The organism is Acuticoccus yangtzensis (assembly GCF_001927245.1).
Lineage (GTDB): Bacteria > Pseudomonadota > Alphaproteobacteria > Rhizobiales > Amorphaceae > Acuticoccus > Acuticoccus yangtzensis.
Genome location: NZ_MJUX01000005.1, coordinates 66,097 through 88,764, shown reverse-complemented (window position 1 = coordinate 88,764; position 22,668 = coordinate 66,097). Strand labels below are relative to the sequence as shown.

Genomic DNA, 22,668 nt, shown 5'->3' with positions numbered 1-22,668 from the left:
GCGCCGGAATTGAGCAAACCGGGGGCGGGACGACCCTGCCGCACGTCGTCGATTGAGTGGAGTAAAATGCGTGCGTTTGCTGCTTCTTGCCACGCTGGTGTGCCTGTCCGCGAGCCCGTTGAAGGCGGCGGATTTGACGCTGGCCTGCCTCTCCGTCGGACAGGCGAGCGAATTCTGTAGCGAGAGTGCCGCCCGCTTCGCCCGGCAGAGCGGACACACGGTGCGTGTCGTCAGCGCCGATCCGAATGGGCGAACCTCGCTGGAGAATTACCGGGCTTTGTTCGATGTGCAGAGCCCCCGGATCGACGTGCTGCAGTTTCCCGAGAGCTGGATCCCCGCCCTCGGCGGCGACCTTGCGACCTTGCCGGAGCCACCCGCGGGGACAGAGCTTCCCGGCATCCTCGAGATCGGCCGCGACGCCGGCCGGCTCGTCGGCCTGCCGCAGCATGTCGCGGTGACGCTCCTCTTCATGCGCAGCGACGTCCTGGGCGACGATCCCAAAGCGTGGTCGGACTTGCGCGACAGTCTGATGTCGGCGCCGAGCGACGGGGCCAACGGACTGGCGTTCGGCGCCGCCGGGCCGACGCTCTTCCCGCTTTTCCTGGACTGGGTCTACTCCGTCGGGGCGAGCGGGCTGCAGGACCATGACGCGCTTTTGACCGCGCTGCAGCTTCTCAACAGCGCGATCGGGTCGGTCACCACGTCGGGCGTGACGAGCACCACCGCGCAGGGCGCCATCAACGATTTCACGAGCGGCATCACGGCCGCGCTCGTCGCCCGATCCACGGCGTTGACGGCGGTGCGCAGCTCCGCCGTGGCGCAGGACGTGGCGACGGTGCTGCGGCCCCAGGGCCGGGGCGAGGAAGGCACGTCGCCGCTGCTGGTCTCGACCTGGTACACGGGGGTGTCGCGCCACTCGCGCAGCAGCGAGGCGGCGACCGAGCTCGCCGCCTTCATGACGAGCGAGGCCGAGCAGCGGCGCGCCGCGCTCGCCTACGGCCTCGCCCCGACATGGCGTGCCCTCTACGACGAGGATGAAATCTTGGCCGTGAATGCGGTGTTGCGGATCATCGGCGAAAGCGTGGATCAACTGGTGGCCGCTCCGGTCGATCGCTACGGCGCGAACTATCTCGACCTTGCCGACGATGTGGCTGCGGCCGTGCGTGACATGCTGAACGGCGAGGCGGACCCCGAGGCGACGACCCGTGTCATTGAACTGGCCGCCCGCCGCGCCAGCCGACAGGTGAACTGATGCGCATTGTCTTCGCGGGGCTGACGGCCCTCACGCTTCTCGCCGCCCAGGCGACCCACGCACCGGCGTTCGCACAGGATGCCGGAGCCGACAGCGCATCGGGGCTTTCGGAGGATGCGGCGATCGGCGCCGCAGGGCTCGGCCTCACCGATCCGCCCGCCCACAGCGACCGCAACATGACCTTCGACGCGGATGGGCGTCCCGTCGCCGCACCCGAGGCCGGGGAGGTGTCTTCCCCATCCGCCGGGGAGGCTGCCGCGCCGTTGCCGCAGACCGCGACCGGCGACGCTGCGGCGCCCGCCGCGGCCACGGACAACGCACCTCAGAATGCGGAACCGTCTGCTGCGGCACAAAATCCGGCACCGGAAGGACAGACGGCCGAGTCGGCAACGCCCGCATCGGAAGCCGCCGATGCAGCGGCATCCGCACCGGCACCCGCCGCGGCGCAGGCGCCCGCCGCGGCGCCGGGAGGCGAGGCCGACGCATCCCCCGAGGGCGCTGTGGAGACGGGCGCCCCGGCCGAGACTTCGACCTCGGCCGATGTCGCGGCCCCCTCCGCCGAAACGGCAGCGCCGGCAGCGGCGACGGCCGACGCGGTGACCGCCGCCGAAGTTGCGACCGACGCGGCGGACGCGACCGTCGAAGGAGCGCCGGTGACCCCGGTGACCGAGGAACCGTCCGCCCCCGCCGCCGCGGGCGCGACTGATGACGTCGACACGGCCGAGGTGGACGCCGACGTCGAAGACATCGTCGACGAGGACGACGATGCCGCCGCGATCGCCGCGGGCGCGCTCGGCCTCACCTCGCCGCCGGACAATGCGGCGGGCGCGGAGAGCAGCACGGCCGGCGACGCCGCATCCGCGAGCGCCACCGCCGATCCGCAGGACGAGAGCACGGCGGCCACCGCCGCAGGCGCGCTCGGCCTCACCACGCCGCCCGAATCGAGCGGCGCCACCACGGGCATTTCGGCCGACTCCGCCGCCACCGCGGCCGGTGCGCTCGGCATCCCCGTCGAAGCGGCCGCGGCGGCTCCGGCCCAAGCCGCCGCCGCCGGCAGCAGCACCCCGATCAACGTCGCGATCCTGGACGACGCGGCGCCGTTCTCCTTCGCCGGACGCTTCGGCGTGCGCAGCGGGTTCGACGTTGACCTCGTGAATGCGCTCTGCCGCACCATGAAGGCGAACTGCCAGATCATGCCGATGGCCGCCGAGGACATCATTCAGGCGCTCCTCGACAGGCGCGTCGCCTTTGCCGTCGCCACACCGGCGATCGCGGCCCAAGCGGGCTCGCCCATCGCCTACAGCGCGCCCTATCTCAGCCTCAGCGTGCGGTTCGTGACGCCGCGTTCGGCTCGGCGCGATGCGGAGGACGGTCGCGCCGTCTACGGCGCACTGGCCGGAACGCCCCAGGCCAGCTTTCTGGAGAAGACCTATCCGGAGCCCAAGGAGGTGCGCCTCTACCCGCACAACGAGGGCATGTGGATCGACCTCGTCCTCGGCCGGCTGGACGGTGTGCTCGCCGCCGCCATCACCGCCCGGCGCGAGTTCCTGTCCACCCCGCTCGGGCGCCGCTTCGGCTTCTCCTCCACCATCACGCAAGGGGAGGACCAGTTGGCGCGGCCCGCGGCGATCGGCGTGCGGCCGCAGGATTCGGACCTTCTGGACGCGATCAACGCCGCCCTCGCCAAGCTGCGCGCGGACGGTGACTTCGACGCCATTCTGGCTCGCAACCTCGACCGCGATCTGGTGACGGCGGTGTCGGCCCCCGCTCCCTGACCCTCACACGGACTTGACATCGCGGCGGAACGATTCGCCGTGATTCCTCGTTGGTGATTCGTTCTGCGGAACGTTTGTGGACAGGGCGCCGTAGGGGCGCCGCCACCCCGGCGAGGATCCCATGGCAAAAGGCGCGACGAAGCGGAAAGACCCCGGCCCCTCGGTCAAAGACCCCGAGACTTACGAGGCGCTGCGCGATGACGGCGCCAGCAAGGAGAAGGCGGCGCGGATCGCCAACGCCAAGGCGAACGGCTCCCAGCCGTCCAAGAAGGGCGGGAAGGCCCCGGCCTACGAGGACATGACCAAGGACGATCTCTACGCCCGCGCCCAGGAGATCGGCATCGACGGCCGGTCCAAGATGTCCAAAGGCGAATTGATCGACGCCCTCAGGAATCACTGAGCCATGGCCCCGCGCGCTTATTGGAAGGGCCATGTCCGCCTCGCACTCGTCTCCTTTCCCGTGCGCCTCTATGCGGCGACGACGAACACCGAGCGCGTCTCCCTCCACCGCATCCACAAGGAGACGCACGAGCGCGTGCGCATCCAGAACGTGGTGCCCGACGAGGGGCCGGTGGAGCGTGACGACATCGTCATGGGCTACGAGTACGACCGCGACAAATACGTCCCCGTGACCGACGAGGAGCTGGATTCGCTCCAGGTCGAGACGCGCCACACCATCGACCTGTCGCGCTTCGTCGACCTCGACGACATCGACCCGATCTACTTCGACCGGCCCTATTTTCTGGCGCCTGACGGGGACATGGCAGCCGAAGCCTTCGTGACCATCCGCGATGCCCTGCGCGGAGCCAAGAAGGTGGCGCTCGGCCAGATCGTGTTGTCCCGGCGCGAGCGGATCGTGGCGATCCAGCCGTGCGGCGACGGGATGCTGTTGGAGACGCTGCGCTTCGCCGACGAGGTGCGCGAATCGAACGCCTACTTCGAGGACATCGGCGAGGTGAAGGTCTCGCGCGATCAGGTCGACATGGCGCAGAGCCTCATCACCGCGCGGTCCGGCGAATTCGAGCCGGACACCTTCGTCGACCACTATCAGGCGGCGCTGAAGGGGCTGATCGAGTCCAAGCTGAAGGGCGGCAAGATCAAGCCCGAGAAGGCGGCGAGGGAGAAGGGCTCCAACGTCATCAATCTGATGGACGCTTTGAAGGCGAGCTTGGACGACAAGGCGGGCTCCGGCGCGGAGGACAAGCCCGCCGCGCGGCGGACCCGTCGAACCGCCGCCGAGGCCCCGGCGAAGAGTTCGCCCAAGACAAGCGCGAAAACCACCCCCAAGACGGCCGGCAAGAGCACCGCGAAGTCTGGTGCGAAAACGACGGGGACGGCGGCGAAAACGTCGAAGGCCGCGTCCAAACGTCAGACGGAGACGCGCCAGAAGAAGAGCGCCTGACGTGTCGGACCGGCTGAAGGCCTATCGGGACAAGCGGGACTTCTCGGTCACGCCCGAGCCGCGCGCCGCCGCCACGCGCGGGCGAAGGGGGAAGGGCGCCGCCAGCTTCGTGGTGCAGAAGCACGCCGCGCGCCGCCTGCATTTCGATTTTCGCCTGGAAATGGACGGGGTGCTGAAGTCGTGGGCGGTGACCCGCGGTCCGAGCCTCGACCCCGCCGAAAAGCGCCTTGCCGTGGAGACCGAGGACCACCCGCTGAGCTATGGCGGCTTCGAGGGGCGGATCCCGGAGGGCGAATATGGCGGCGGGACGGTCATGCTGTGGGACCGCGGCACCTGGGCGATGGCGGACGGGAAGGACGCGGCCGAGGGCCTTTCGGCCGGGGCGCTGACCTTCGACCTCTTCGGCGAGCGGATGACCGGGCGCTGGCACCTTCAACGCATGAAGGCGGAGAAGGGACGCCCGCCCCAGTGGCTTCTCATCAAAACCCGCGACGATGCCGCCGACCCGGACCGCGACCTGATCGGCACCGCAACCACCAGCGTTGCGACGGGCCGCACGATGAAGGCGATCGCCGCGGCGGACAGCGTGTGGCACTCCGACCGGCCGGCGGACGATCAGCCGGAGGCCGCGCTCACCTCCGCAACCGCCACTCCCGTACCCGGCGAGGCGGCGGCTGGCGCCAGCGGCGGGGCCGGCAGCGTGCCCCGCTTCGTGCCCCCCGCGCTGTGCCAGCCGCGCAAGATCCCGCCCAAAGGCGACTGGCTGGCGGAGGTGAAATATGACGGCTACCGCGCGATCCTGAGGGCGGCGGACGGCGCCGTGACGTTGACAACGCGCAACGAGAACGACTGGACGGACCGTTTCGGCGCGATCGACGAGGCAGCGCGTCCGCTGGCGGCGCGCGGGGTCATGCTGGACGGCGAGGTCGTCGTCTTCGACGCTGACGGCAAGACCGACTTCGGGCGTCTGCAGCGCGCCTTGCGCGACAGCGGCGGGGACGGGGCCGCCTACGTCGCCTTCGATCTTCTCTTCGCCGACGGCAAGGATTGGCGCGGCGAGCCCATCGAGGCTCGCAAGGCGGCTTTGAAGCGGCTCGTAGGTGAGCTCGGCGGCGGCCGCGGCGGGCCCATCGTCTACGGTGATCATCTCGGCCCCGGCAAGCAGGAGGCGCTGTTCGAGCGCGCGGCGGCGATGGGGCTGGAAGGGATCGTCGCCAAGAAGGCGGGCAGCCTCTACCGCTCCGGCCGGCACGGGTCGTGGGTCAAGGTCAGGGCCGTTCGCACGGGCGATTTCGTCGTCGGCGGCTATACCAAAGGGGGCGCGTCGGGGCTCGGTGCGCTCCTCCTCGGCGCCTATCGTGATGGGCGGCTCATCCCGGTCGGCCGAGTGGGGACCGGGTTCAACGCCGCGGAATCGCGCCGGCTCCTCGCCCTCCTCGAAGAGCGGGAGCGAAAGACATCGCCCTTCGCCGTCAAGCCTGCCGCCCCGACGGGCGCCCAAGGGAAGCCCTTGTTCGTCCGGCCGGACCTCGTCGCCACAGCCGAATATCTGACGATGACCGATGACGGTCAGCTTCGCCACGCGGCCTACCGAGGCCTCGCGGACGTCGATGCCTCTGCCGTGGAGCTTCCGTCCGACCATCCCGCCACGAGCACCGACCGGGAACCGCCTTCGAACGCACGGTCCCGGACGGCCGCCGCGCCCGCCGCCGCACCGGCCGAACAACGCCCGAGGCGGACCCGCGCCGCGGATGGCGCCAGCGAGGACACCATGGGCGAAACCTACGGCGTCACCCTCAGCAATCCGGACAAGGTGCTGTTCGCGGATCAGGGCATCACCAAGTCCGGGCTCGCGGCTCACTATGCGGCGCACATGGAGCGGATGCTGCCGCACATCGAAGGGCGCCCGCTGACATTGGTGCGCTGTCCGCACGGATCGGGGAAGGCGTGCTTCTATCAGCGCCATCCGGAAGGCATGCCGGAGCGCATGGGCCGCGAGATCGGCGAGGACGGCAAAGCCATCGTCGTCAGCGCGCCGGAAGACGTGATGCAGCTCGTTCAACTCGGCGTTCTGGAAATCCACCTGCGCGGGGCGCGCGTGGATCGGCCCGACCGTCCCGACCGGCTGGTGTTCGACCTCGACCCCGGCGAAGGCGTGGGGTTCGACGCGGTCAAGGACGCCGCTCTCACGGTGCGCGAACGGTTGGCGTCGCTGGACATGACCGCGTTCTTGAAAGCCACCGGCGGCAAGGGTCTCCACGTCGTCGTGCCGATCGACAGGCGCACCGGTTGGGACGAGGCCAAGGCCTGGACGCGCGCCTTCGCGGAGCGGATGAGCGAGGCGGAGCCCTACCGCTACCTCATCACGATGTCGAAGGCCAAACGGAAGGGCCGCATTTTCATCGATTATCTGCGCAACGATTGGAAGGCCTCGGCTGTTGCTCCTTACTCGACCCGCGCGCGTCCGGGTGCCCCCTTCGCGCTTCCGTTGTCATGGGACGAGCTCGACGCGCTGAGCCAGCCTCAGCCCATCCACGTCGGCCAAATTGCCGAGGGGGAGCCGTGGAATGAGCTCGACGGCGTGCATCAAAGTCTGACTGCGGCGCGAATGCGGGCGGTGGGGCTGTGATGTCGCATGCACATTCGTGCAGCAACTAAAGTCTCATCGCCGGCGTTACCCTCCTGCATGTCAGAGAGAGGGCAATCGACGTCTATGGGCTCCATCGGTCAGGTATGGGTTGACGCAATACGGCCCCCGATCGGCACGGCCAAACTGGACGGGAGGTTAATCGCGGTTTCCAATCGCGTCTCGCGGCCCACCAAGGCGGCGACGGCGGGCGGCCTGGCGCAGGCCTTGTCGGAAGCGCTCCGCGGCGGCGACGGATTGTGGGTCGGCTGGTCCGGCGAATATGGCCACGCGGGGCATGCCGACAACGGGTTCGACTTCGAAACCGTCGGCGACATGGCCTTCGGTCTCCTCGACATCGATCCCGACACGTTCCGCGGCTACTATGAAGGCTATGCCAACAGCGTGTTGTGGCCGGTCTTCCACGGGCGGCCGGACCTCGTCGCCCGCACCGACGGTGATTTCAGCGCCTACAGCACCGTCAACACCGCGTTTGCCGAGGCGATCGCCCGCACCGCGGTGCCCGGCGACACCATCTGGGTGCATGACTACCATTTCCTGATCCTCGCCTCCGCATTGCGCGCGCGCGGGATGGGCGGGCCGATCGGGCTCTTCCTCCACATCCCCTTTCCGCAGCCGGCGACCTTCCGCACGCTTCCCGAGGCGCGTCACATCGTGCGCGCTCTGGCCGCCTATGACACCATCGGCGTGCAGACCCGGCGCGATGCCGTCCGCCTCGCCGAAACGCTGGCGTCGGTGGGCGAGGGGACCATCGTCACCGATCGTGCCGGCTTCCGCGTTCTCGTTCACGGCTCCCATGTGCGCATCAAGGTGCGGCCCATCGGCACGCAGCCGCGCGAGATCGAGGCGAGCCTCGCCAAGCCGCCGCCGGAAGACGTTGCCGCCTACCTCGCCTTCGCAGCCCGCACGTACAGCCTCATCGGCATCGACCGGCTGGATTATTCCAAAGGCATCGCCCATCGCATCCGCGGCTTCGAGCGGTATCTCGCCGCCGATCCGGCGAGAGCGGGCGATACCGTCTTCACCCAGATCGCGCCGCTCAGCCGCGAGACCGTGCCCGCTTATTCGCGCGAGAGAGCGGAGGTGGAGGCGGAGGCCGGTCACCTCATCTCCCGCTTCGGCGGGCTCGCCGATTCGCCGTTCAAGCTGATGACGAAAGGCTGCGACCGGGTCGGCGTCGCCCACCTCCTGCGCGGTGCGGATGCAGCACTCGTCACACCGCTGGCCGATGGGATGAACCTCGTCGCCAAGGAATATGTCGCGGCGCAGGACCCGGCGGATCCGGGTGTGCTCATCTTGTCCGACATGGCCGGGGCGGCGGAGGACATGACCGACGCGCTCATCATCGACCCGCACGACGCCGAGGGGATCGCAGCCGCGATCCGTGCATCACGCGCGATGCCGCTGGGCGAACGACGCGAACGCCATGCCGCGCTCATGAAGGTGGTGGAGGCGACGCGAGTGGACCGCTGGGTCGCCGCCTGCGTGGCCGACCTCGCCGCCGACTGAACGCCCTCCGGCGGCCGCTCGCCGCGAAGTGCACCGCGTTCACATGATCGCAGAGGCGGGGCCGCGAGGTCCCGCCTCTTTCGTTCGTGGTGCCGCTCAGGCGATGGCGATCGTCTTCACGTTGACGAACTCGCGGATGCCGTGGGCGGCAAGTTCGCGCCCGACGCCGGACTTCTTCACGCCGCCGAAGGGCAGGCGCGGATCGGACGCGACCATGGAGTTGATGAAGACGCTGCCGGATTCGATGTCGCGGGCGAAGCGGGCGATGTCGGCCGGCTCGTTGGTGAAGGCGGCCGAGCCGAGGCCGAAGCGCGTCTCGTTGGCGATCGTGATGGCCTCGTCGATGGACCCGACCTTGAAGAGCATGGCCGCGGGGCCGAAGAGCTCCTCGCACCGGGTCGCGCTTCCGGACGGGATGTCGGCGAGGACGGTCGGCTCGTAGAACCACCCTTTCCCTGTCCGCGCCTTGCCGCCGGTCAGCACCTTGGCTCCATCATGAACGAGCTGGTCGACCTGCTTGGTCAGGTCCGTGCGGATCTGCTCCGTGGCGAGCGGGCCGAGGGTGGTCGCCTCGTCCATCGGATCGCCGATGACCTGGGCCTCCATCCCGGCGACGAAGCGCTCGGTGAACTCATCGTACACGTCGGCGTGGACGATGAAGCGCTTCGCGGCGATGCACGTCTGGCCGTTGTTGTTGTTGCGCGCTTTCACCGCCGTGTCGGCCGCCGCGGCGATGTCGGCCGACGGCATGACGATGAAGGGATCCGATCCGCCGAGCTCCAGCACGACGTGCTTGATCTCTTCGCCGGCGATCTTGCCGACGGACATGCCCGCAGGCTCCGAGCCGGTGAGGGTGGCGGCCTGAATGCGCGGGTCGCGGATCACCCGCTCCACCTTGGAGCCGCCGATCAGGAGGGTTTGGAAAATACCGTCCGGATAGCCCGCCTCACGGAAGATCCCCTCGATGGCGAGCGCCACCTGCGGAACGTTGGACGCATGCTTGAGGAGGCCGACATTGCCCGCCGCAGTGGCCGGCGCGGCGAAGCGGAAGACCTGCCAGAAGGGGAAGTTCCAGGGCATCACCGCCAGCACCGGCCCCATCGGCTGGTAGCTCACGTAGCTCTTGGACGCGTTCGACTCCAGGATCTCGTCGGCGAGGTAGGCGGCCGCTTTCTGCGCATAGTGGCGGCAGACGAAGGCGCACTTCTGCACCTCGGCGCGGGCGGAACCGATGGTCTTGCCCATCTCCAGCGTGGCGAGAGCGGCGAGGCTCTCGCAGTCGCGATCGAGGATATCGGCGGCCTTGTTCAGCATCGCGGCACGGTCGGCGATGTCGACGAGGCGCCAGTCCCTGTAAGCGCTTTCGGCGGTGTCGATCTTGGCGTCGACCTCCGCGTCGGAGTGGGCGCTGAAGCTCTTCAGCGTGTCCCCGGTGGTGGGATTGATGGTGGCGATCGCCATGGGCGTTCCTTCGTGTGGAGCTCGCGCGCACCGTCTTCTGGTCCGCAGACGCACGAATTGCGGCGGCCGAGCGAGCATGGTCCGTTCGCGTCCGGCACGCACGCGCCTGCCGGCCTTTCCCTGGAGATGTGTTCGCCAAATTCGGCGCGGCAAGGGAACACCTCGCGGGACGCCGGTCTTCCTACACCATGTGGGAATTTTCCGTCACGACCGCGTACGTGGTCTTTGCCGCCTCCGCCACCGTGATTGCGCTGGCCGGAACCCTTCTGTCGCGCGTGGCCGATCGCCTGGCCGACCGCACCCGGCTCGGTGAGGCGATCGCCGGTGCGGTCCTCTTGGGGGCGACCACCTCCATTCCGGGCACGGTGACGTCCGTGGCGGCGGCCGCCAACGGCAACGTTGACCTTGCGGCGTCCAACGCCTTGGGGGGGATCGCCGCGCAGACCGCATTCCTCGCCATCGCCGATATGGCCTACCGCCGCGCCAATCTCGAGCATGCGGCCGCCTCGGTGGCCAACCTCACCCAGGCCACGCTTCTCATCCTGCTTCTCGCCGTGCCCGTGGTGGCGATCTATACGCCCGACGTGACGGTTCTGGGCATCCACCCGGCCACCTTCGTCCTTCTCTTCTCCTACGTCGCGGGGCTCAAGATGGCGGGGCGCGACCGCGACAACCCGATGTGGAAGCCGATCATGACGGCGAAGACGCGCGAGGACGTGCCGGAGGACGAGCGCGATCCGCGTGCGCTGTGGCAACTCGTCGCCCTGTTTCTGGGATTGGCGGCGGTCATCGGCGCGGCGGGCCTTGCGATCGCGCAGTCGGGCATCGTCATCGCCGAGGAGACGGGGCTCGGCGAAACCATCGTCGGCACGCTCTTCACCGCCGTCGCCACGTCGCTGCCCGAACTCGTGACGACCATCGCCGCCGTGCGGGCGGGCGCCCTGCAGCTTGCGGTCGGCGGCATCATCGGCGGCAACGTGTTCGACGTCCTCTTTCTGGCCGCCGCCGATGTCGCCTACCGCGATGGGTCGATCTACCACGCCATCGACGGCGGCAGCGTGTTCTGGGCGCTGGTCGGACTGATCATGACCGGCGTCCTTTTGCTTGGATTAATCCGCCGCGAAGAACATGGTGTGGCAAATATCGGCTTCGAAAGCGCACTGCTGCTCGCAATTTATGCTACGGCGGTCGCAATCATGGTTCTTTAATCAGCAGTTGGATGCTGAGACGGCTTTTGAACTTGACCGTGCAGGCAAGCATCGCTCACTAGTGACAGGCCGAAATCGGCGGGCGTAGCCGAGACTTTGTGCGCAACGGCTTTCAGCAAGCCTTCGCCAGCGTCCGTCTTGATCCCATCGCCTCAGCGAGGAACCGTTTAAGCGTGCGACCCAGACTTTCGTTTTCGACCCTGCCGCTCGCGTCTCACAAGCCGGGCGGCGGACCTGTCCTGTTTTCCAGCATTGCGGCTATCGGCCGATGATCGGAAACGGAGCACTGCATGTCGCGCCCGGCAAGTTGCCGCGCACGGCTCTCGTCACCGGCGGGGCCGGAGCGCTTGGTTTCGCGGTCGCCCGGCGGCTCGCGGCGGACGGCAACCGGGTCGCGATCGTCGACCTGTTGAACGAGACGCCTGAGCGGGCGACTGAACTGCCCGGCGGCCTCGGCCTGTCCTGCGACGTGTCCGACACCTCGGCCATGGTCGACGCCTACCGCGCCGTGCGCGACGATTTCGGACCGCTCGGCATCGTCGTTCACTGCGCCGGCATCGCCCCTCTGGCCCCTTTCCTCGACGTCGACATCGCCACCTTCGAGAAAGCGCTCGACGTCCACGTCCTATCCGGGTTCACGGTCTATCAGCTTGCTGCGCGTGACCTCGTCAACGAGGGACTTTCGGGCCGGTTCGTGATGATCGCCTCGATTTCCGGCATGCGGGCGGGCTTCGGGCGGACGGCTTACGGCACCTCGAAGGCGGCGGCGATCCACCTGATGAAGCAGCTCGCGCTGGAGCTGGGACCGTACGGCATCACCGCCAACACCGTGGCGCCGGGGCCGGTGGACACGCCCATGTCGCGCGATCTCCACACCGCCGAAATGCGTGCCGATTATACCCGCACGATCCCGATGGCGCGTTATGGGGAGGAGGACGAGACCGCCAACGCCGTCGCCTTCTTCACCAGTCCCGACGCAGGCTATGTCAGCGGCCAGACGTTGACGGTGGACGGCGGCTACCTCGCGGCGGGAACGGGCGTTCCCATCGCCCAGTCGTCGGCCGCGGTGCGCCGGGCGCCCCCGCGCGCGTCGTGAGGCGCCGCGGGGCCGGTCATCGGCGATGAGGGGTGCCTGCAAATATGTGCGCATGCCATGCTTCCGCCGTGCTTTTGCAGCTAAACCATCCGATGCAAGCTCGACGCGTGCATTCTCGGTTACCTTTCGCGAGACTGATGAGCCATCGGGGCGCGTGACATGTTGAAGTATTTCAACGCCGCACTGACCAAGCTGGGACGCGCCCAGCCGTTCGACCACCTTGCGGCCATGGCTCAACTCGCGCTGGATTCGGGGCCCGTCGCCCTTGTCGATCTGTCGCCGCAGCCGACCATCATCGGGTGTAGCGACGACGCCGTGTCACTGCGTGACAGCGTCGTTCAGATGGCGTGCGACATCGACCCGATCGACATCGCCGAGACCGGCGACCTCGGCCTGCCGCTCGCCGGAACGTCGCTGCCCTTCGAGGCGCCGTGGAACGCCGTCATCATGCTGCCCATGGTCGGCGGCGGGCGGCGGCTGGCCTTCCTCATCTTCGTGCCGCGGACGGGGCTCAGTGCACAGCGCCTGTCGCGCTTCATCGTCGCGGCCAAGCGGCAGGTGGCGGAGAACGCGCTCACCCAGCGCTACCGCATCGACCTGAAGCGCTACATCCTGATGTTCGACCATCTGGAGCGCACCGCCAACATCGGCGTGTGGGAGTGCGATCTCATCTCCGGGTCGATGTTCTGGTCGGACGAGATGTTCCGCATCCACGACCGCTCGCCGGGGGAGCCGATGCCCTCCGTCAGCGAGGCGCTGAACTACTTCGTCAGTCCCTACAACAAGCAGCTCGAGAAGCTGCTTTTGTCGGCTGCCGTATCCTCCGACCCGCTCGATGTGACGATGCCGATCGAGACGGCGGCGGGCCGCAAGCGCACCGTGCGCGTCATCGCCCAGCGCCAGAGTGCGGACGAGGAGAGGCCGGATCGCCTCGCCGGCGTCCTGCAGGACGTGACGGCGGCGCACGAGGCCAACGAACGCCTTTGGTGGACGGCCAACCACGACGCGCTGACACGCTTGCCCAACCGCGCCCTCTTCGCCGACCGCTTCAAGACCGCGCTGGAGCGGCGAAAGCGCACCAGCAACTACGTGTGCCTCGTCCTGGTGGACGTGGACGACTTCAAGCACGTGAACGACACGCTGGGCCATGCCGCCGGCGACCGTCTCCTGTGCCTGGTGGCCGAGCGTTTGAAGAAGACCGTGCGCGCCAACGACACGGTCGCCCGCACCGGGGGCGACGAGTTTTCGATCCTGCTTGAAGACCTCGAATCGCGCGAAGCGCTCAACGCGGTGCTGGAGCGGCTGCGCAACAGTCTCGACATCTATCTGACCTGGGAAGAGCAGACCGTGCTCGTCCACCTTTCGGCGGGCGCGGCGATTTCGCCCGACCATGGCGAGGCCGAGCACGACCTCATCTGTGCCGCCGACCTCGCCCTCTACCGGATGAAGGAGGAGGCGCTTTCCGCGCTCGCCCTTTACGACCCGACCTTCGGCCAGGCCCAGCAGGAGCGCACGCAGACCATGCTGTCCGCGCGCGAGGCGCTGAAGGCCGGCAATATCGTACCCTATTATCAGCCGCAGCTCGATCTTGCGTCCGGCCGCATCGTCGGTGTCGAGGCGCTCGCCCGTTGGATCGACGGGGAGAGGGTGCGCACCGCCAGCGACTTTGCCTGCGCGCTCGCCGACCATGAACTGGGCGCCCAGATCAGCCTTGCCGTCGTGGACCGCGCCATCGCCGAGATCGCCCAGATCAACCGCGACCGTGCCGACAAGCTGACGCTTGCCGTCAACGCCTCGGCCGGCGATCTCGTGCGTGACACCTTCCTGCAACGCATCGGCAAGCGGGTCGAAACGCTCGGCTCGGACAACGGCCAGATCACCATCGAAATCACCGAAGGCGTGGTGCTGGACGATCCCACCGGCCGCCTCGGCGCCGAGATCCGTGCCGCCAGCGAACGCGGCGTCAACTTCTCGCTGGACGATTTCGGCACCGGCTATGCGTCGCTGATCCACATCTCGACGCTGCCGATATCCGAACTCAAGGTGGACCGCCGCTTCGTGTCCGGGATCGAGACCGATGCCGCCAAGCAGAAGATTATCCGCGGTATCATCGAGGTGGCGCGCTCGCTGCAATTGCGGCTGATCGTCGAAGGCGTGGAATCGGCCGAGCAGGTCCGCATGATCACGGAGCTCGGCGGCCGCTTCCTCCAGGGCTACTATTTTTCCAAGGCCGTTCCGGTGGACGAGCTGAAGGCGCTGCTCGCCCAGGAGGGGAAGGACCAGCCCCGCATCGCGATCGCCGCCTCCGGCTGACGCGGGGGCGGGCGGTCGCACCGTCATCGCATCTCGTCGCGGCGGGGTCGCATCGTTTATGGTCCTGCCGATTGCCGGCCCCGCCGGCGGACGGAGACCATGATGAGCCAAGCCGATTCAAAGACCGGCACCGAGGCCGACCTCGACGCGCGCCACGCCGAGAAGATGCGCAAGAAGAAGGAGGCGCGGGACAAGATCCTCGCCACCAAGACGATCGAGAAGGGGCTTCTCATCGTCCACACCGGCAAGGGCAAGGGCAAGTCGACCGCCGCCTTCGGCATGGTGATGCGCGCCATCGGCCACGGCATGAAGGTGGGCGTCGTCCAGTTCATCAAAGGCCGCATTGAGACCGGAGAGAAAGCGGTCCTCGACCGCTTCCCCGATCAGGTGACCGTCAAGCGCATGGGCGAGGGCTTCACCTGGGAGACCCAGGACCGCCAGCGCGACATCGCCGCCGCAGCCGCCGCATGGGACGCCGCGAAGGCGATGATCCTGTCCCGCGAGCACCGCATGGTGCTGCTGGACGAGCTCAACATCGTCCTGCGCTACGACTATATCGACCTTGCCGACGTCGTCGCCTTCCTGCGTGACGAGAAGCCGGACGATGTCCACGTGATCGTCACCGGACGCAACGCCAAGGACGAGCTGATCGAGATCGCCGACCTCGTCACCGAGATGACGCAGGTGAAGCATCCCTTCCGCTCCGGTGTGAAGCCTCAGGCCGGGATCGAGTTCTAGGCCGCGTCGGTGGGCACCGCGCGTGAGGCCGCGCGGTGCGTCGTCGGGCGAGGACGATCAGCAGGGGACGCGCGTGCCGTACTGGTTCACGCAGCGCGGCGCCGTCGCCGCACCCAGCGCCGCACCGCCCACCGCGCCGACGCCCGCGCCGACCAGCGTGCCGCCCGCGTTGGCACCCGTCGCCGCCGCCACCGTGGCGCCCGTCGCAGCGCCGAGCGCGCCGCCCACCAATGCGCGGTCGCCGGGGTCGTTGGAATTGCAACCGGCGAGGCCCGCTGCGACGGCGGCGATGATGAGATATTTCTTCATGACACACTCCACGTTTGAAGGCGGGCCAGCCGGGGGCCCGCCGTCACACCGACATCTGCGCCGGGCGATGAATGCGTAATGAAGCAGGGCTTTGAGAGATCCGCCGCCGTTCCGGCCATCATGCTGCAGGGAACCGGGTCCGACGTCGGCAAATCGCTTCTGGTGGCCGGCCTTTGCCGCCACTTCGCGCGCGCCGGTCTGGTGGCTAAGCCGTTCAAATCGCAGAACATGTCCAACAATGCCGCGGCGACTCCGGACGGCGGCGAGATCGGCCGCGCGCAGATGCTCCAGGCCCGCGCCGCCGGAATCGAGCCTTCGGTTCACCTCAACCCTGTGCTTTTGAAGCCACAGTCTGAGACCGGCGCCCAGGTGGTCGTGCAGGGCCGCGTGATGACGAGCGCCAGCGCCTCCGCATATGGCGACCTGAAGGCCGGGCTGATGCCGTTCGTGCGCGACAGCTTCGCCCGCGTGGCCGAGGGGGCGGACATCGTGATCGTGGAAGGGGCGGGGAGCCCGGCCGAGATCAACCTGCGCCGCGACGATATCGCCAACATGGGATTCGCCCGCGCCGAGAACGTGCCCGTGGTGTTGGCCGCCGACATCAACCGCGGCGGGGTGATCGCCAACATCGTCGGCACCCACGCGGTGCTGGACCCGGCCGACCGGGCGATGGTGGCGGGCTATGTCGTTAACAAGTTCCGCGGCGACGTGCGGCTGTTCGACGGCGGCGTCAGCGCCATCACCGCGCGCACCGGATGGCCGTTCTTCGGCGTGGTGCCCTGGTTCGCAAATGCGCACCTCCTGCCCGCCGAGGACACGCTGGGCCTTCCCGTCACGGCCGAACGGGAGGGTCTGCGCGTGGTGATGCCCGCCACGCCGCACATCTCCAACTTCGACGATTGCGACCCGCTGCGGCTGGAGCCCGGCGTTGCGTTCCGCATGGCGCAACTGTCGGCGCCGATGCCGGATGCAGATCTGGTGCTTCTCCCGGGCTCGAAGTCGACCATCGCCGATGCGAAGGCGCTACGGGCGGCCGGATGGCACATCGACCTTGCGGCCCATGTCCGCCGCGGCGGACGCATCGTCGGACTGTGCGGCGGCTACCAGCTCCTCGGCCGCGTCATTCGCGACCCCGAGGGCCACGAGGGGCCGCCGGGCGAAACCGAGGGGCTGGGGCTTCTCGACGTCGAAACAGTGATCGCCGCCCCCAAGGTGACGCGACAGAGCCGCGGCGTGTGCCGCCTCCCGGGTCTGGAGGGCGTCCCTGTGGAGGGCTATCGCATCCACATGGGGCGGACGTCGGGCCCCGACTGCGCGCGTCGCGTCGTGGCGCTGGAGGAGGGGGAGGACGGCGCCATGTCTCCCGATGGGCGCGTGATGGGCGCCTATCTGCACGGCCTCTTCGGCAGCGACGCCTTCCGCGCCGGCGTTCTGGGCGGCCTCGGCACCGCCTCCGGCCTCGCCTACGAGGCGGCCGTGGACGCCACGCTCGACGCGCTCGCCGACCACGTCGCCGCCGCCCTCGACGTGGACGCGCTGTTGGCGCTGGCACGGATGCGCGCGGACCGGTGAGGCGCGGCGGGAAGGCCGGGGTCGCGAGGACAGGGGTCGCGAGCACACGGGGCGCGAGGACACGGGGAGGGGCAGGCGCGGAGCGAGGCGCCGTAGCCTCCGGCGGGCTCCGGCTCACCAACGGTCAGGGCCCGCCTGACCGTCGGAACCGCCATCACCCTGCACCGCATGGCAGAGACGGCGGCACCTCGCCAAGGACAAGCGGCTAAAGCCGGCCTGCGGCTCCTTGGCAAGGCACCACCGTCTCCGCCAAGGGATTGGGGCGATGGCGGCTCCGACGGTCAGGCTGAGACGGGGCGGACCTGCGAGCGGCGCCAGGCCCTCAGATACGGGGCAGGATAGAGGTTCAGTGCGTCGTCCAGACCGGGAGGCCCTCGGCGGCCGCCATGAGCCGGTGGTGCAGCGTGCGGTCCGGCACGGTCCCGTCGATCAGCGATTGGTAGAGGCCCGTGGCGCCGGGGGCATGGGAGAACTCGGCGAAGGCGGCGGGGTTCAGCTCAGACGTGTCGATGCCGAGACGCTGCGCCATCGCCTCGGTGAAGGCGTCGGCGTGCTCGCCGAATCCGATCGTCACCGGCAGCGCGGTCAGATCGGCCATGATCCGGTCCATCTCCGTGCCGACGCCCCTCTGCCTGAGGCCGCGCATCATCGCCTCCGTCGCCACCATGACGGGGTGAATGCGCTCGTCCAGCGCCTCACGCAGGTTGAAGGTGTGCGGCACCCAGTGCTGCGGATGGCGCGCCTGCCTCTCCCACGCCTGCCAGGTCGCCATCATCCTCAGCACGGGATCACCGGCGACCGCGCTGTAGGCAGTGACCCCCTTCATCTCCAACGCGTCCGCCAGCGTGAAGCGCCCGCCCACGAGCCTGTATTTGTTCGGCGCATCGTCCGCCTTCAGATCATCGAGCGTGGCGTTGCGGCCGAGCCAACCCACCGCATTGGCCCCCAGCGCCTTGGTGAAGGCCTGAAACGCTCCGCGGCCGGCGGAGAAGGGAATCTCGATGAAGACGATCACGTTCGGTCCTTCGATGACAGACAATCCACAGGCCGAAGCAAGCCCCGGCAACAAACACCGATGAAGCATGTTGACTTTACGTCCGGAGCCTCGCATATCGGCGCGAACGGGGCCGTAGCTCAGTTGGGAGAGCGCTGCAATCGCACTGCAGAGGTCAGGGGTTCGAATCCCCTCGGCTCCACCAGAAGAATGATCTGGTACGAATTTTCCCCAACATTTCCGCTGATGTGTACGACGGTTGAGGCCGGGTACGGGCTTGCGCCTGTTTCGCCGCCGTCGAGTCGTGGCGTTTCGCTGCGTCCCATGATTCGTGTGGGTCGGCGTGTCGAGCAAATGGGCGGACGCGGGGAGCGCCGGCAGGCCACCCGCGGAAGTCGGAACGGCCTTCATGTTCCGGCAATTTATGCACCCATTCCTCTGACCCAATGAAATATCGTGCTGCGTCGCGACGGGCGGGGCGGTCGGTCTTCGGCGCCGCCGCTCTGGTCAGCGGCCGGATTCGCAGGTGCCGCCGGAAGCGCCCGATCCTTACATTGCGGCAAGAGAACCTATTGAGGCGCCTAGGCAATCTTGCCTTCGGGACCGGCTCGTGCTCTTCTGCATGCAACGGCGACAGAAAAGATCGCCATATTCAACCGGGAGGATACCGTGGAACGACGCGGTTTTGTGAAGGCGCTTGCGCTTTCGACGATGATGCTGGCCGGGCTTTCGAGCGCCCCTGCTTTTGCCGAATATCCCGAGCGTCCGATTCAGCTCGTCGTGCCGTGGGGCGCAGGCGGCGGCACCGACGCCGTGGGCCGCATCTTCGCGACGCTGCTGGAGAACGAGCTCGGCCAGCCGGTCAACGTGGTCAACCGCACCGGCGGTTCGGGCGTCGTCGGCCACACCGCGATCTCTTCGGCCCGTCCCGATGGTTATACGCTCGGCGTGATGACCGTCGAAATCAACATGATGCACCACCAGGGCCTCACCAACCTCACCTACGAGAACTATGACGTTCTGGCGCTCGTCAACGCCGATCCGGCGGGCGTGATGGTGTCGGCCTCGTCCGACTACGACTCCGTCGAAGAGCTGCTGGACGCGATCAAGGCCGAGCCTGCGGGCACCTTCAAGGCGTCCGGCACGGGCCAGGGCGGCATCTGGCACGTCGGCCTGGCCGGCTGGCTGATGTCCGAAGGCGTCGACCCCAACAAGGTCACCTGGGTGCCGAGCCAGGGCGCCGCGCCCGGCCTGACCGACATGGTCGCCGGCGGTGTCGACATCGTCACCGCATCGCTGCCCGAGGGCCGCGCGCTGATCGAAGCCGGCAAGGTGCGCGCACTCGCCAACATGGGTGCCGAGCGCAGCCCGCTCTTCCCCGACACGCCGACCCTCGCCGAAGCGACCTCGTCCGACTGGACCGTCGCCGCCTGGCGCGCTCTCGTTGCGCCCAAGGGCCTGCCGGAGGACGTGAAGTCCAAGCTCGAAGCCGCGGTCGAGACCGCCTACAACTCCGACGAGTTCCAGTCCTTCATGAAGGACCGCGGGTTCGGCCTGATGTGGCAGTCCGGCGATGATGCCGCCGCCTTCATGGGCAAGGCCGACGAAGACTTCGGCAAGGTGATGAAGGAAGCCGGGCTCGCCCAGTAGGGCGCCCGAGGGGCCGAGGCGGACACCGTTCCGCCTCGGAGTCCTGTCCGGCGGGGCGGAGACTGGTCCCTGCGGTCCTCGCATCGGGCCGGACTTCGCCTTTTTCCCGCTGCACCGGCGCCGAACGGACGAGAGAGCGCACGGCCGCGCGGCGTTCCTGTTCCCCGATCCTTTCCGTTGCGCCCGGTAATTGAGCCTGAGCCGTGACGGTTCTGGCTCGTGGGGCGGGACAACGCAGGTGATCGGCCGTCCGGTCGGCAACTCCGGCACACTCCCTCTGCCAGGGGGCGCCCGAGTGGCCGACGTTGACCGTCGATCCGCAATTCCTGTGCCGGGTCGTGCCGCCGATTAACGGCACTGTGCCGTTTTCGTCCGACGTGCCGCGTTTCAGCGCCGCTCGTCGGATCCGGGACTGCGGGTCTTGATCGTCGAGCCGGAGAATGCGGCGCCGGACTTCGCCGCTGTGCCATTGCCGGACGGGCCGGACCGCGCCGGGATGGCCGGCCCACGCAGACCGATGCGCCACCGCCGCCACGCCGCGGCGCATCCCATCGCCTCAATTCTGGAGTGTCCATCATGCGCGTTGGCGACGCTGCGATCGGTGTGCTCGTCGTGCTCCTCGGCCTCGCCGTGGCGATCACGGCATGGCCGATGCCCAATCTTCCCAACCAGTCCTACGGCGCGGCCACCTTTCCCGTCGCCATCGGCACCTGTCTCATCGGTCTCGGCGCGGTGATGGTCATCACCGGGGTCGCCCGCGGCGGCGGCTTCACGGTCGCGCTGGAAGGGTGGGGCCGCGCGCCCAGCTCCTGGCTGCGCCTCCTCGCCCTCGTCATCCTCATCGTCGCCTTCGTCCTCACCGCCCACGCGGTCGGGTTCATGGTCGCCGGCACGCTTTTGATGTTCGGCATGCTGCTGACCTTCCGCTGCGGCGTTCTCCCGGCCCTCCTCATCGCGCCCGTCGCCACCTATGCCGTGGCCTGGGCGTTCGGCAACATCCTGCGCGTGCCTCTGCCGCGCGGCATCCTTTCAAGCCTGTGGTAGGCCATGAGCGATCTTTCCACCGCCTTTCTCCTGGTCGCTGACCCTTACGTTCTCTTCGTCATCGCGGCGTCGGCGGCGTTCGGGCTCTTCGTCGGCTCCATTCCGGGGCTCACCGCAACGATGGCGACGGCGCTCCTCGTCCCCGTCACCTTCTTCATGGATCCCGTCCCGGCGATCGCGGCGATCGTCACGGCGACGGCCATGGCGATCTTCTCCGGCGACATTCCGGGCTGTCTGCTGCGCATTCCAGGAACGCCCGCCTCGGCCGCCTACTGCGACGAAGCCTATGCCATGACGCGCAAGGGCCAGGCCGAGAAGGCGCTCGGCACGAGCTTGATCTTCTCGGTCATCGGCGGCCTCTTCGGCACCACGGTGCTGGTTTTGGCGGCGCCGACCCTCGCCAATTTCGCGCTCTCCTTCTCGTCGTTCGAATATTTCTGGCTCGTCTGCCTCGGCCTCTCCTGCGCGGTCTTCATCTCGCCCGCGTCGCCGATGAAGGGGCTCGTCTCGCTCTTCATCGGCCTCCTCATCGCCACGGTGGGGATCGACAATCCGGCCGGTCAGCCGCGCTTCACCTTCGGCGACTACGAGCTTCTGACAGGCGTTCCCTTCATCCCGGCGATGATCGGCCTCTTTGCCATCTCCGAGGTGATGCGCGCCGCCGTCGCCCGTTCGACGCCGCCCAAGCCGCAGGCGGGGGCGATCTCCGGCATCTTTTCCGGCCAGGTCGCCAACGTGAAGCGCTACTGGAAGCAGGGCCTGCGCGGCTCGGTGCTGGGGACGGCGATCGGCGCGCTGCCGGGGGCGGGGGCGGACATCGCTGCCTGGATCTCCTATGCCATTTCCAAGCGCTTTTCCAAGACGCCGGAGAAGTTCGGCACCGGCCACGAAGAGGGGCTGGCGGAGGCGGGCTCGGCCAACAACGGTGCGCTGTCGGGGGCGTGGATTCCGGCGCTGGTGTTCGGCATTCCAGGCGATTCCATCACCGCGGTGGTGATCGGCGTCCTTTATGTGAAGGGCATGAACCCCGGCCCGACGATCTTCATCCACAATCCGGAGCTGATCCACGCGGTCTTCATCGTCTTCTTCCTCGCCAACCTGATCCTGCTGCCGTTCGGCTGGCTGGCGATCAAGCTGTCCAAGCAGGCGCTTCGTGTACCGCCGCGCGTGTTGATGCCGGTCATTCTGATGTTCTGCGTGGTGGGCGCCTTCGCCATCACCAATTCCATGTACGGCGTGGTGATTGCGCTGTGCCTCGGCGTTCTCGGCTTCTTCATGGAGGAGAACGGGTTCCCTGTGGCGCCGGCGATCCTGGGTCTCGTGCTGGGGCCGATGCTGGAGCAGAACTTCATCACGTCGCTCATCAAGGCGGACGGGTCGATGCTGGCCTTCTTCGAGCGGCCGATCGCCGGCGGGCTCGGGGTGGTGACGATCGCGCTTTGGGTGGTGCCGATCCTGTTTCTCATCATCGCCCGCCGCAAGAGGATGGCCCCGGCGGCGTGAGCCGGCCGCGATGGACAACAGTGAAACCGCCGGCATCGCCGGCGGTTTTTTATTTGGGCCCCTTGTCCGCCCGTACTGCTCCACCCGCGCCGGGGCGGTCATGCGTCGGCCGTGTCAACGTGATCGGGCTGTCCTCGCAAGCCTCGATCCAGGCAGGCGCGCTACTTACGGCATAAGAGCGATACGCAATTCGGT

17 protein-coding genes and 1 tRNA gene are annotated in these 22,668 nt (G+C 68.2%); 15 read left to right on the top strand and 3 right to left on the bottom strand.

What is annotated here, in order from left to right; translation table 11 throughout:
• Window positions 1–70 precede the first annotated feature (70 nt).
• The 6 genes from BIX52_RS13800 (at window position 71) to BIX52_RS13775 (ending at window position 8,585) form a co-directional block, all read left to right on the top strand.
• On the top strand, window positions 71–1,252 hold the full coding sequence (locus BIX52_RS13800) for an extracellular solute-binding protein (protein ID WP_157956263.1): 1,182 nt from the start codon (window positions 71–73) through the stop codon (window positions 1,250–1,252).
• Window positions 1,252–3,027: a transporter substrate-binding domain-containing protein gene (locus BIX52_RS13795; RefSeq protein WP_075221670.1), complete on the top strand. Its 1,776-nt coding sequence runs from the start codon at window positions 1,252–1,254 to the stop codon at window positions 3,025–3,027. Before BIX52_RS13800 ends, BIX52_RS13795 begins: the two co-directional genes overlap by 1 nt.
• Window positions 3,028–3,148: 121 nt before the next feature.
• Window positions 3,149–3,427: a Rho termination factor N-terminal domain-containing protein gene (locus BIX52_RS13790; RefSeq protein WP_075221669.1), complete on the top strand. Its 279-nt coding sequence runs from the start codon at window positions 3,149–3,151 to the stop codon at window positions 3,425–3,427.
• Window positions 3,428–3,430: 3 nt separating this feature from the next.
• Complete coding sequence (gene ku / locus BIX52_RS13785) at window positions 3,431–4,429, top strand: non-homologous end joining protein Ku (protein WP_075221668.1); 999 nt, start codon at window positions 3,431–3,433, stop codon at window positions 4,427–4,429.
• 1 nt (window position 4,430) lies between these two features.
• A complete protein-coding gene (gene ligD / locus BIX52_RS13780; protein WP_075221667.1) occupies window positions 4,431–7,058 on the top strand; it encodes a DNA ligase D in 2,628 nt (875 codons plus the stop codon).
• Window positions 7,059–7,064: 6 nt separating this feature from the next.
• The gene (locus BIX52_RS13775; RefSeq protein ID WP_083660264.1) at window positions 7,065–8,585 is read left to right on the top strand and encodes a trehalose-6-phosphate synthase; all 1,521 of its coding nucleotides are present in this window, start codon (window positions 7,065–7,067) and stop codon (window positions 8,583–8,585) included.
• Between the two features lie 96 nt (window positions 8,586–8,681).
• Here BIX52_RS13775 and BIX52_RS13770 read toward each other — a convergent pair whose 3' ends face one another.
• Window positions 8,682–10,046, bottom strand: coding sequence for an NAD-dependent succinate-semialdehyde dehydrogenase (locus tag BIX52_RS13770; RefSeq protein WP_075221666.1), 1,365 nt, complete (start codon window positions 10,044–10,046; stop codon window positions 8,682–8,684).
• A gap of 218 nt (window positions 10,047–10,264) precedes the next feature.
• On the opposite strand from BIX52_RS13770, the gene BIX52_RS13765 reads away from it, so the two are divergent.
• The 4 genes from BIX52_RS13765 (at window position 10,265) to cobO (ending at window position 15,401) form a co-directional block, all read left to right on the top strand.
• A complete protein-coding gene (locus BIX52_RS13765; RefSeq protein WP_245803201.1) occupies window positions 10,265–11,254 on the top strand; it encodes a sodium:calcium antiporter in 990 nt (329 codons plus the stop codon).
• Between the two features lie 268 nt (window positions 11,255–11,522).
• Window positions 11,523–12,350, top strand: coding sequence for an SDR family NAD(P)-dependent oxidoreductase (locus BIX52_RS13760; RefSeq protein ID WP_075221664.1), 828 nt, complete (start codon window positions 11,523–11,525; stop codon window positions 12,348–12,350).
• Between the two features lie 159 nt (window positions 12,351–12,509).
• Window positions 12,510–14,663, top strand: a complete 2,154-nt coding sequence (locus BIX52_RS13755; protein WP_075221663.1) for a putative bifunctional diguanylate cyclase/phosphodiesterase — start codon at window positions 12,510–12,512, stop codon at window positions 14,661–14,663.
• A 99-nt stretch (window positions 14,664–14,762) separates the two neighbouring features.
• Window positions 14,763–15,401 carry a cob(I)yrinic acid a,c-diamide adenosyltransferase gene (gene cobO / locus BIX52_RS13750; protein WP_075221662.1) on the top strand — a complete coding sequence of 213 codons (639 nt, stop codon included), beginning with the start codon at window positions 14,763–14,765 and terminating at the stop codon, window positions 15,399–15,401.
• A gap of 57 nt (window positions 15,402–15,458) precedes the next feature.
• Here cobO and BIX52_RS13745 read toward each other — a convergent pair whose 3' ends face one another.
• Window positions 15,459–15,710 (bottom strand): bacteriocin, encoded by a 252-nt coding sequence (locus tag BIX52_RS13745; protein ID WP_075221661.1) that lies wholly within the window; start codon window positions 15,708–15,710, stop codon window positions 15,459–15,461.
• Between the two features lie 78 nt (window positions 15,711–15,788).
• Between BIX52_RS13745 and BIX52_RS13740 the strand changes: the two genes are divergently transcribed.
• The gene (locus BIX52_RS13740; protein ID WP_075221660.1) at window positions 15,789–17,282 is read left to right on the top strand and encodes a cobyric acid synthase; all 1,494 of its coding nucleotides are present in this window, start codon (window positions 15,789–15,791) and stop codon (window positions 17,280–17,282) included.
• Between the two features lie 346 nt (window positions 17,283–17,628).
• On the opposite strand, the gene BIX52_RS13735 is transcribed toward BIX52_RS13740, so the two are convergent.
• Window positions 17,629–18,297: a hypothetical protein gene (locus tag BIX52_RS13735; RefSeq protein ID WP_075221659.1), complete on the bottom strand. Its 669-nt coding sequence runs from the start codon at window positions 18,295–18,297 to the stop codon at window positions 17,629–17,631.
• Between the two features lie 108 nt (window positions 18,298–18,405).
• On the opposite strand from BIX52_RS13735, the gene BIX52_RS13730 reads away from it, so the two are divergent.
• The 4 genes from BIX52_RS13730 to BIX52_RS13715 all read left to right on the top strand — a co-directional run bounded on the left by BIX52_RS13730 (window position 18,406) and on the right by BIX52_RS13715 (window position 22,473).
• Window positions 18,406–18,481: transfer RNA gene (locus BIX52_RS13730), tRNA-Ala, on the top strand.
• 482 nt (window positions 18,482–18,963) lie between these two features.
• Entirely contained in the window at window positions 18,964–19,926 is a 963-nt protein-coding gene (locus tag BIX52_RS13725) for a Bug family tripartite tricarboxylate transporter substrate binding protein (protein WP_245803200.1), read from the top strand.
• 576 nt (window positions 19,927–20,502) lie between these two features.
• On the top strand, window positions 20,503–20,970 hold the full coding sequence (locus BIX52_RS13720; protein WP_075221658.1) for a tripartite tricarboxylate transporter TctB family protein: 468 nt from the start codon (window positions 20,503–20,505) through the stop codon (window positions 20,968–20,970).
• A gap of 3 nt (window positions 20,971–20,973) precedes the next feature.
• Window positions 20,974–22,473 (top strand): tripartite tricarboxylate transporter permease, encoded by a 1,500-nt coding sequence (locus BIX52_RS13715; protein WP_075221657.1) that lies wholly within the window; start codon window positions 20,974–20,976, stop codon window positions 22,471–22,473.
• Window positions 22,474–22,668 lie beyond the last annotated feature (195 nt).

Bases quoted from the DNA above. Each gene is read 5' to 3' on its own strand.
- cobO (WP_075221662.1), top strand. From the start codon at position 14,763: ATGATGAGCCAAGCCGATTCAAAGACCGGCACCGAGGCCGACCTCGAC.
- BIX52_RS13715 (WP_075221657.1), top strand. From the start codon at position 20,974: ATGAGCGATCTTTCCACCGCCTTTCTCCTGGTCGCTGACCCTTACGTT.
- BIX52_RS13795 (WP_075221670.1), top strand. From the start codon at position 1,252: ATGCGCATTGTCTTCGCGGGGCTGACGGCCCTCACGCTTCTCGCCGCC.
- BIX52_RS13790 (WP_075221669.1), top strand. From the start codon at position 3,149: ATGGCAAAAGGCGCGACGAAGCGGAAAGACCCCGGCCCCTCGGTCAAA.
- BIX52_RS13745 (WP_075221661.1), bottom strand. From the start codon at position 15,710: ATGAAGAAATATCTCATCATCGCCGCCGTCGCAGCGGGCCTCGCCGGT.
- ku (WP_075221668.1), top strand. From the start codon at position 3,431: ATGGCCCCGCGCGCTTATTGGAAGGGCCATGTCCGCCTCGCACTCGTC.
- BIX52_RS13755 (WP_075221663.1), top strand. From the start codon at position 12,510: ATGTTGAAGTATTTCAACGCCGCACTGACCAAGCTGGGACGCGCCCAG.
- BIX52_RS13740 (WP_075221660.1), top strand. From the start codon at position 15,789: ATGAAGCAGGGCTTTGAGAGATCCGCCGCCGTTCCGGCCATCATGCTG.
- BIX52_RS13775 (WP_083660264.1), top strand. From the start codon at position 7,065: ATGCACATTCGTGCAGCAACTAAAGTCTCATCGCCGGCGTTACCCTCC.
- BIX52_RS13770 (WP_075221666.1), bottom strand. From the start codon at position 10,046: ATGGCGATCGCCACCATCAATCCCACCACCGGGGACACGCTGAAGAGC.
- BIX52_RS13760 (WP_075221664.1), top strand. From the start codon at position 11,523: ATGATCGGAAACGGAGCACTGCATGTCGCGCCCGGCAAGTTGCCGCGC.
- BIX52_RS13720 (WP_075221658.1), top strand. From the start codon at position 20,503: ATGCGCGTTGGCGACGCTGCGATCGGTGTGCTCGTCGTGCTCCTCGGC.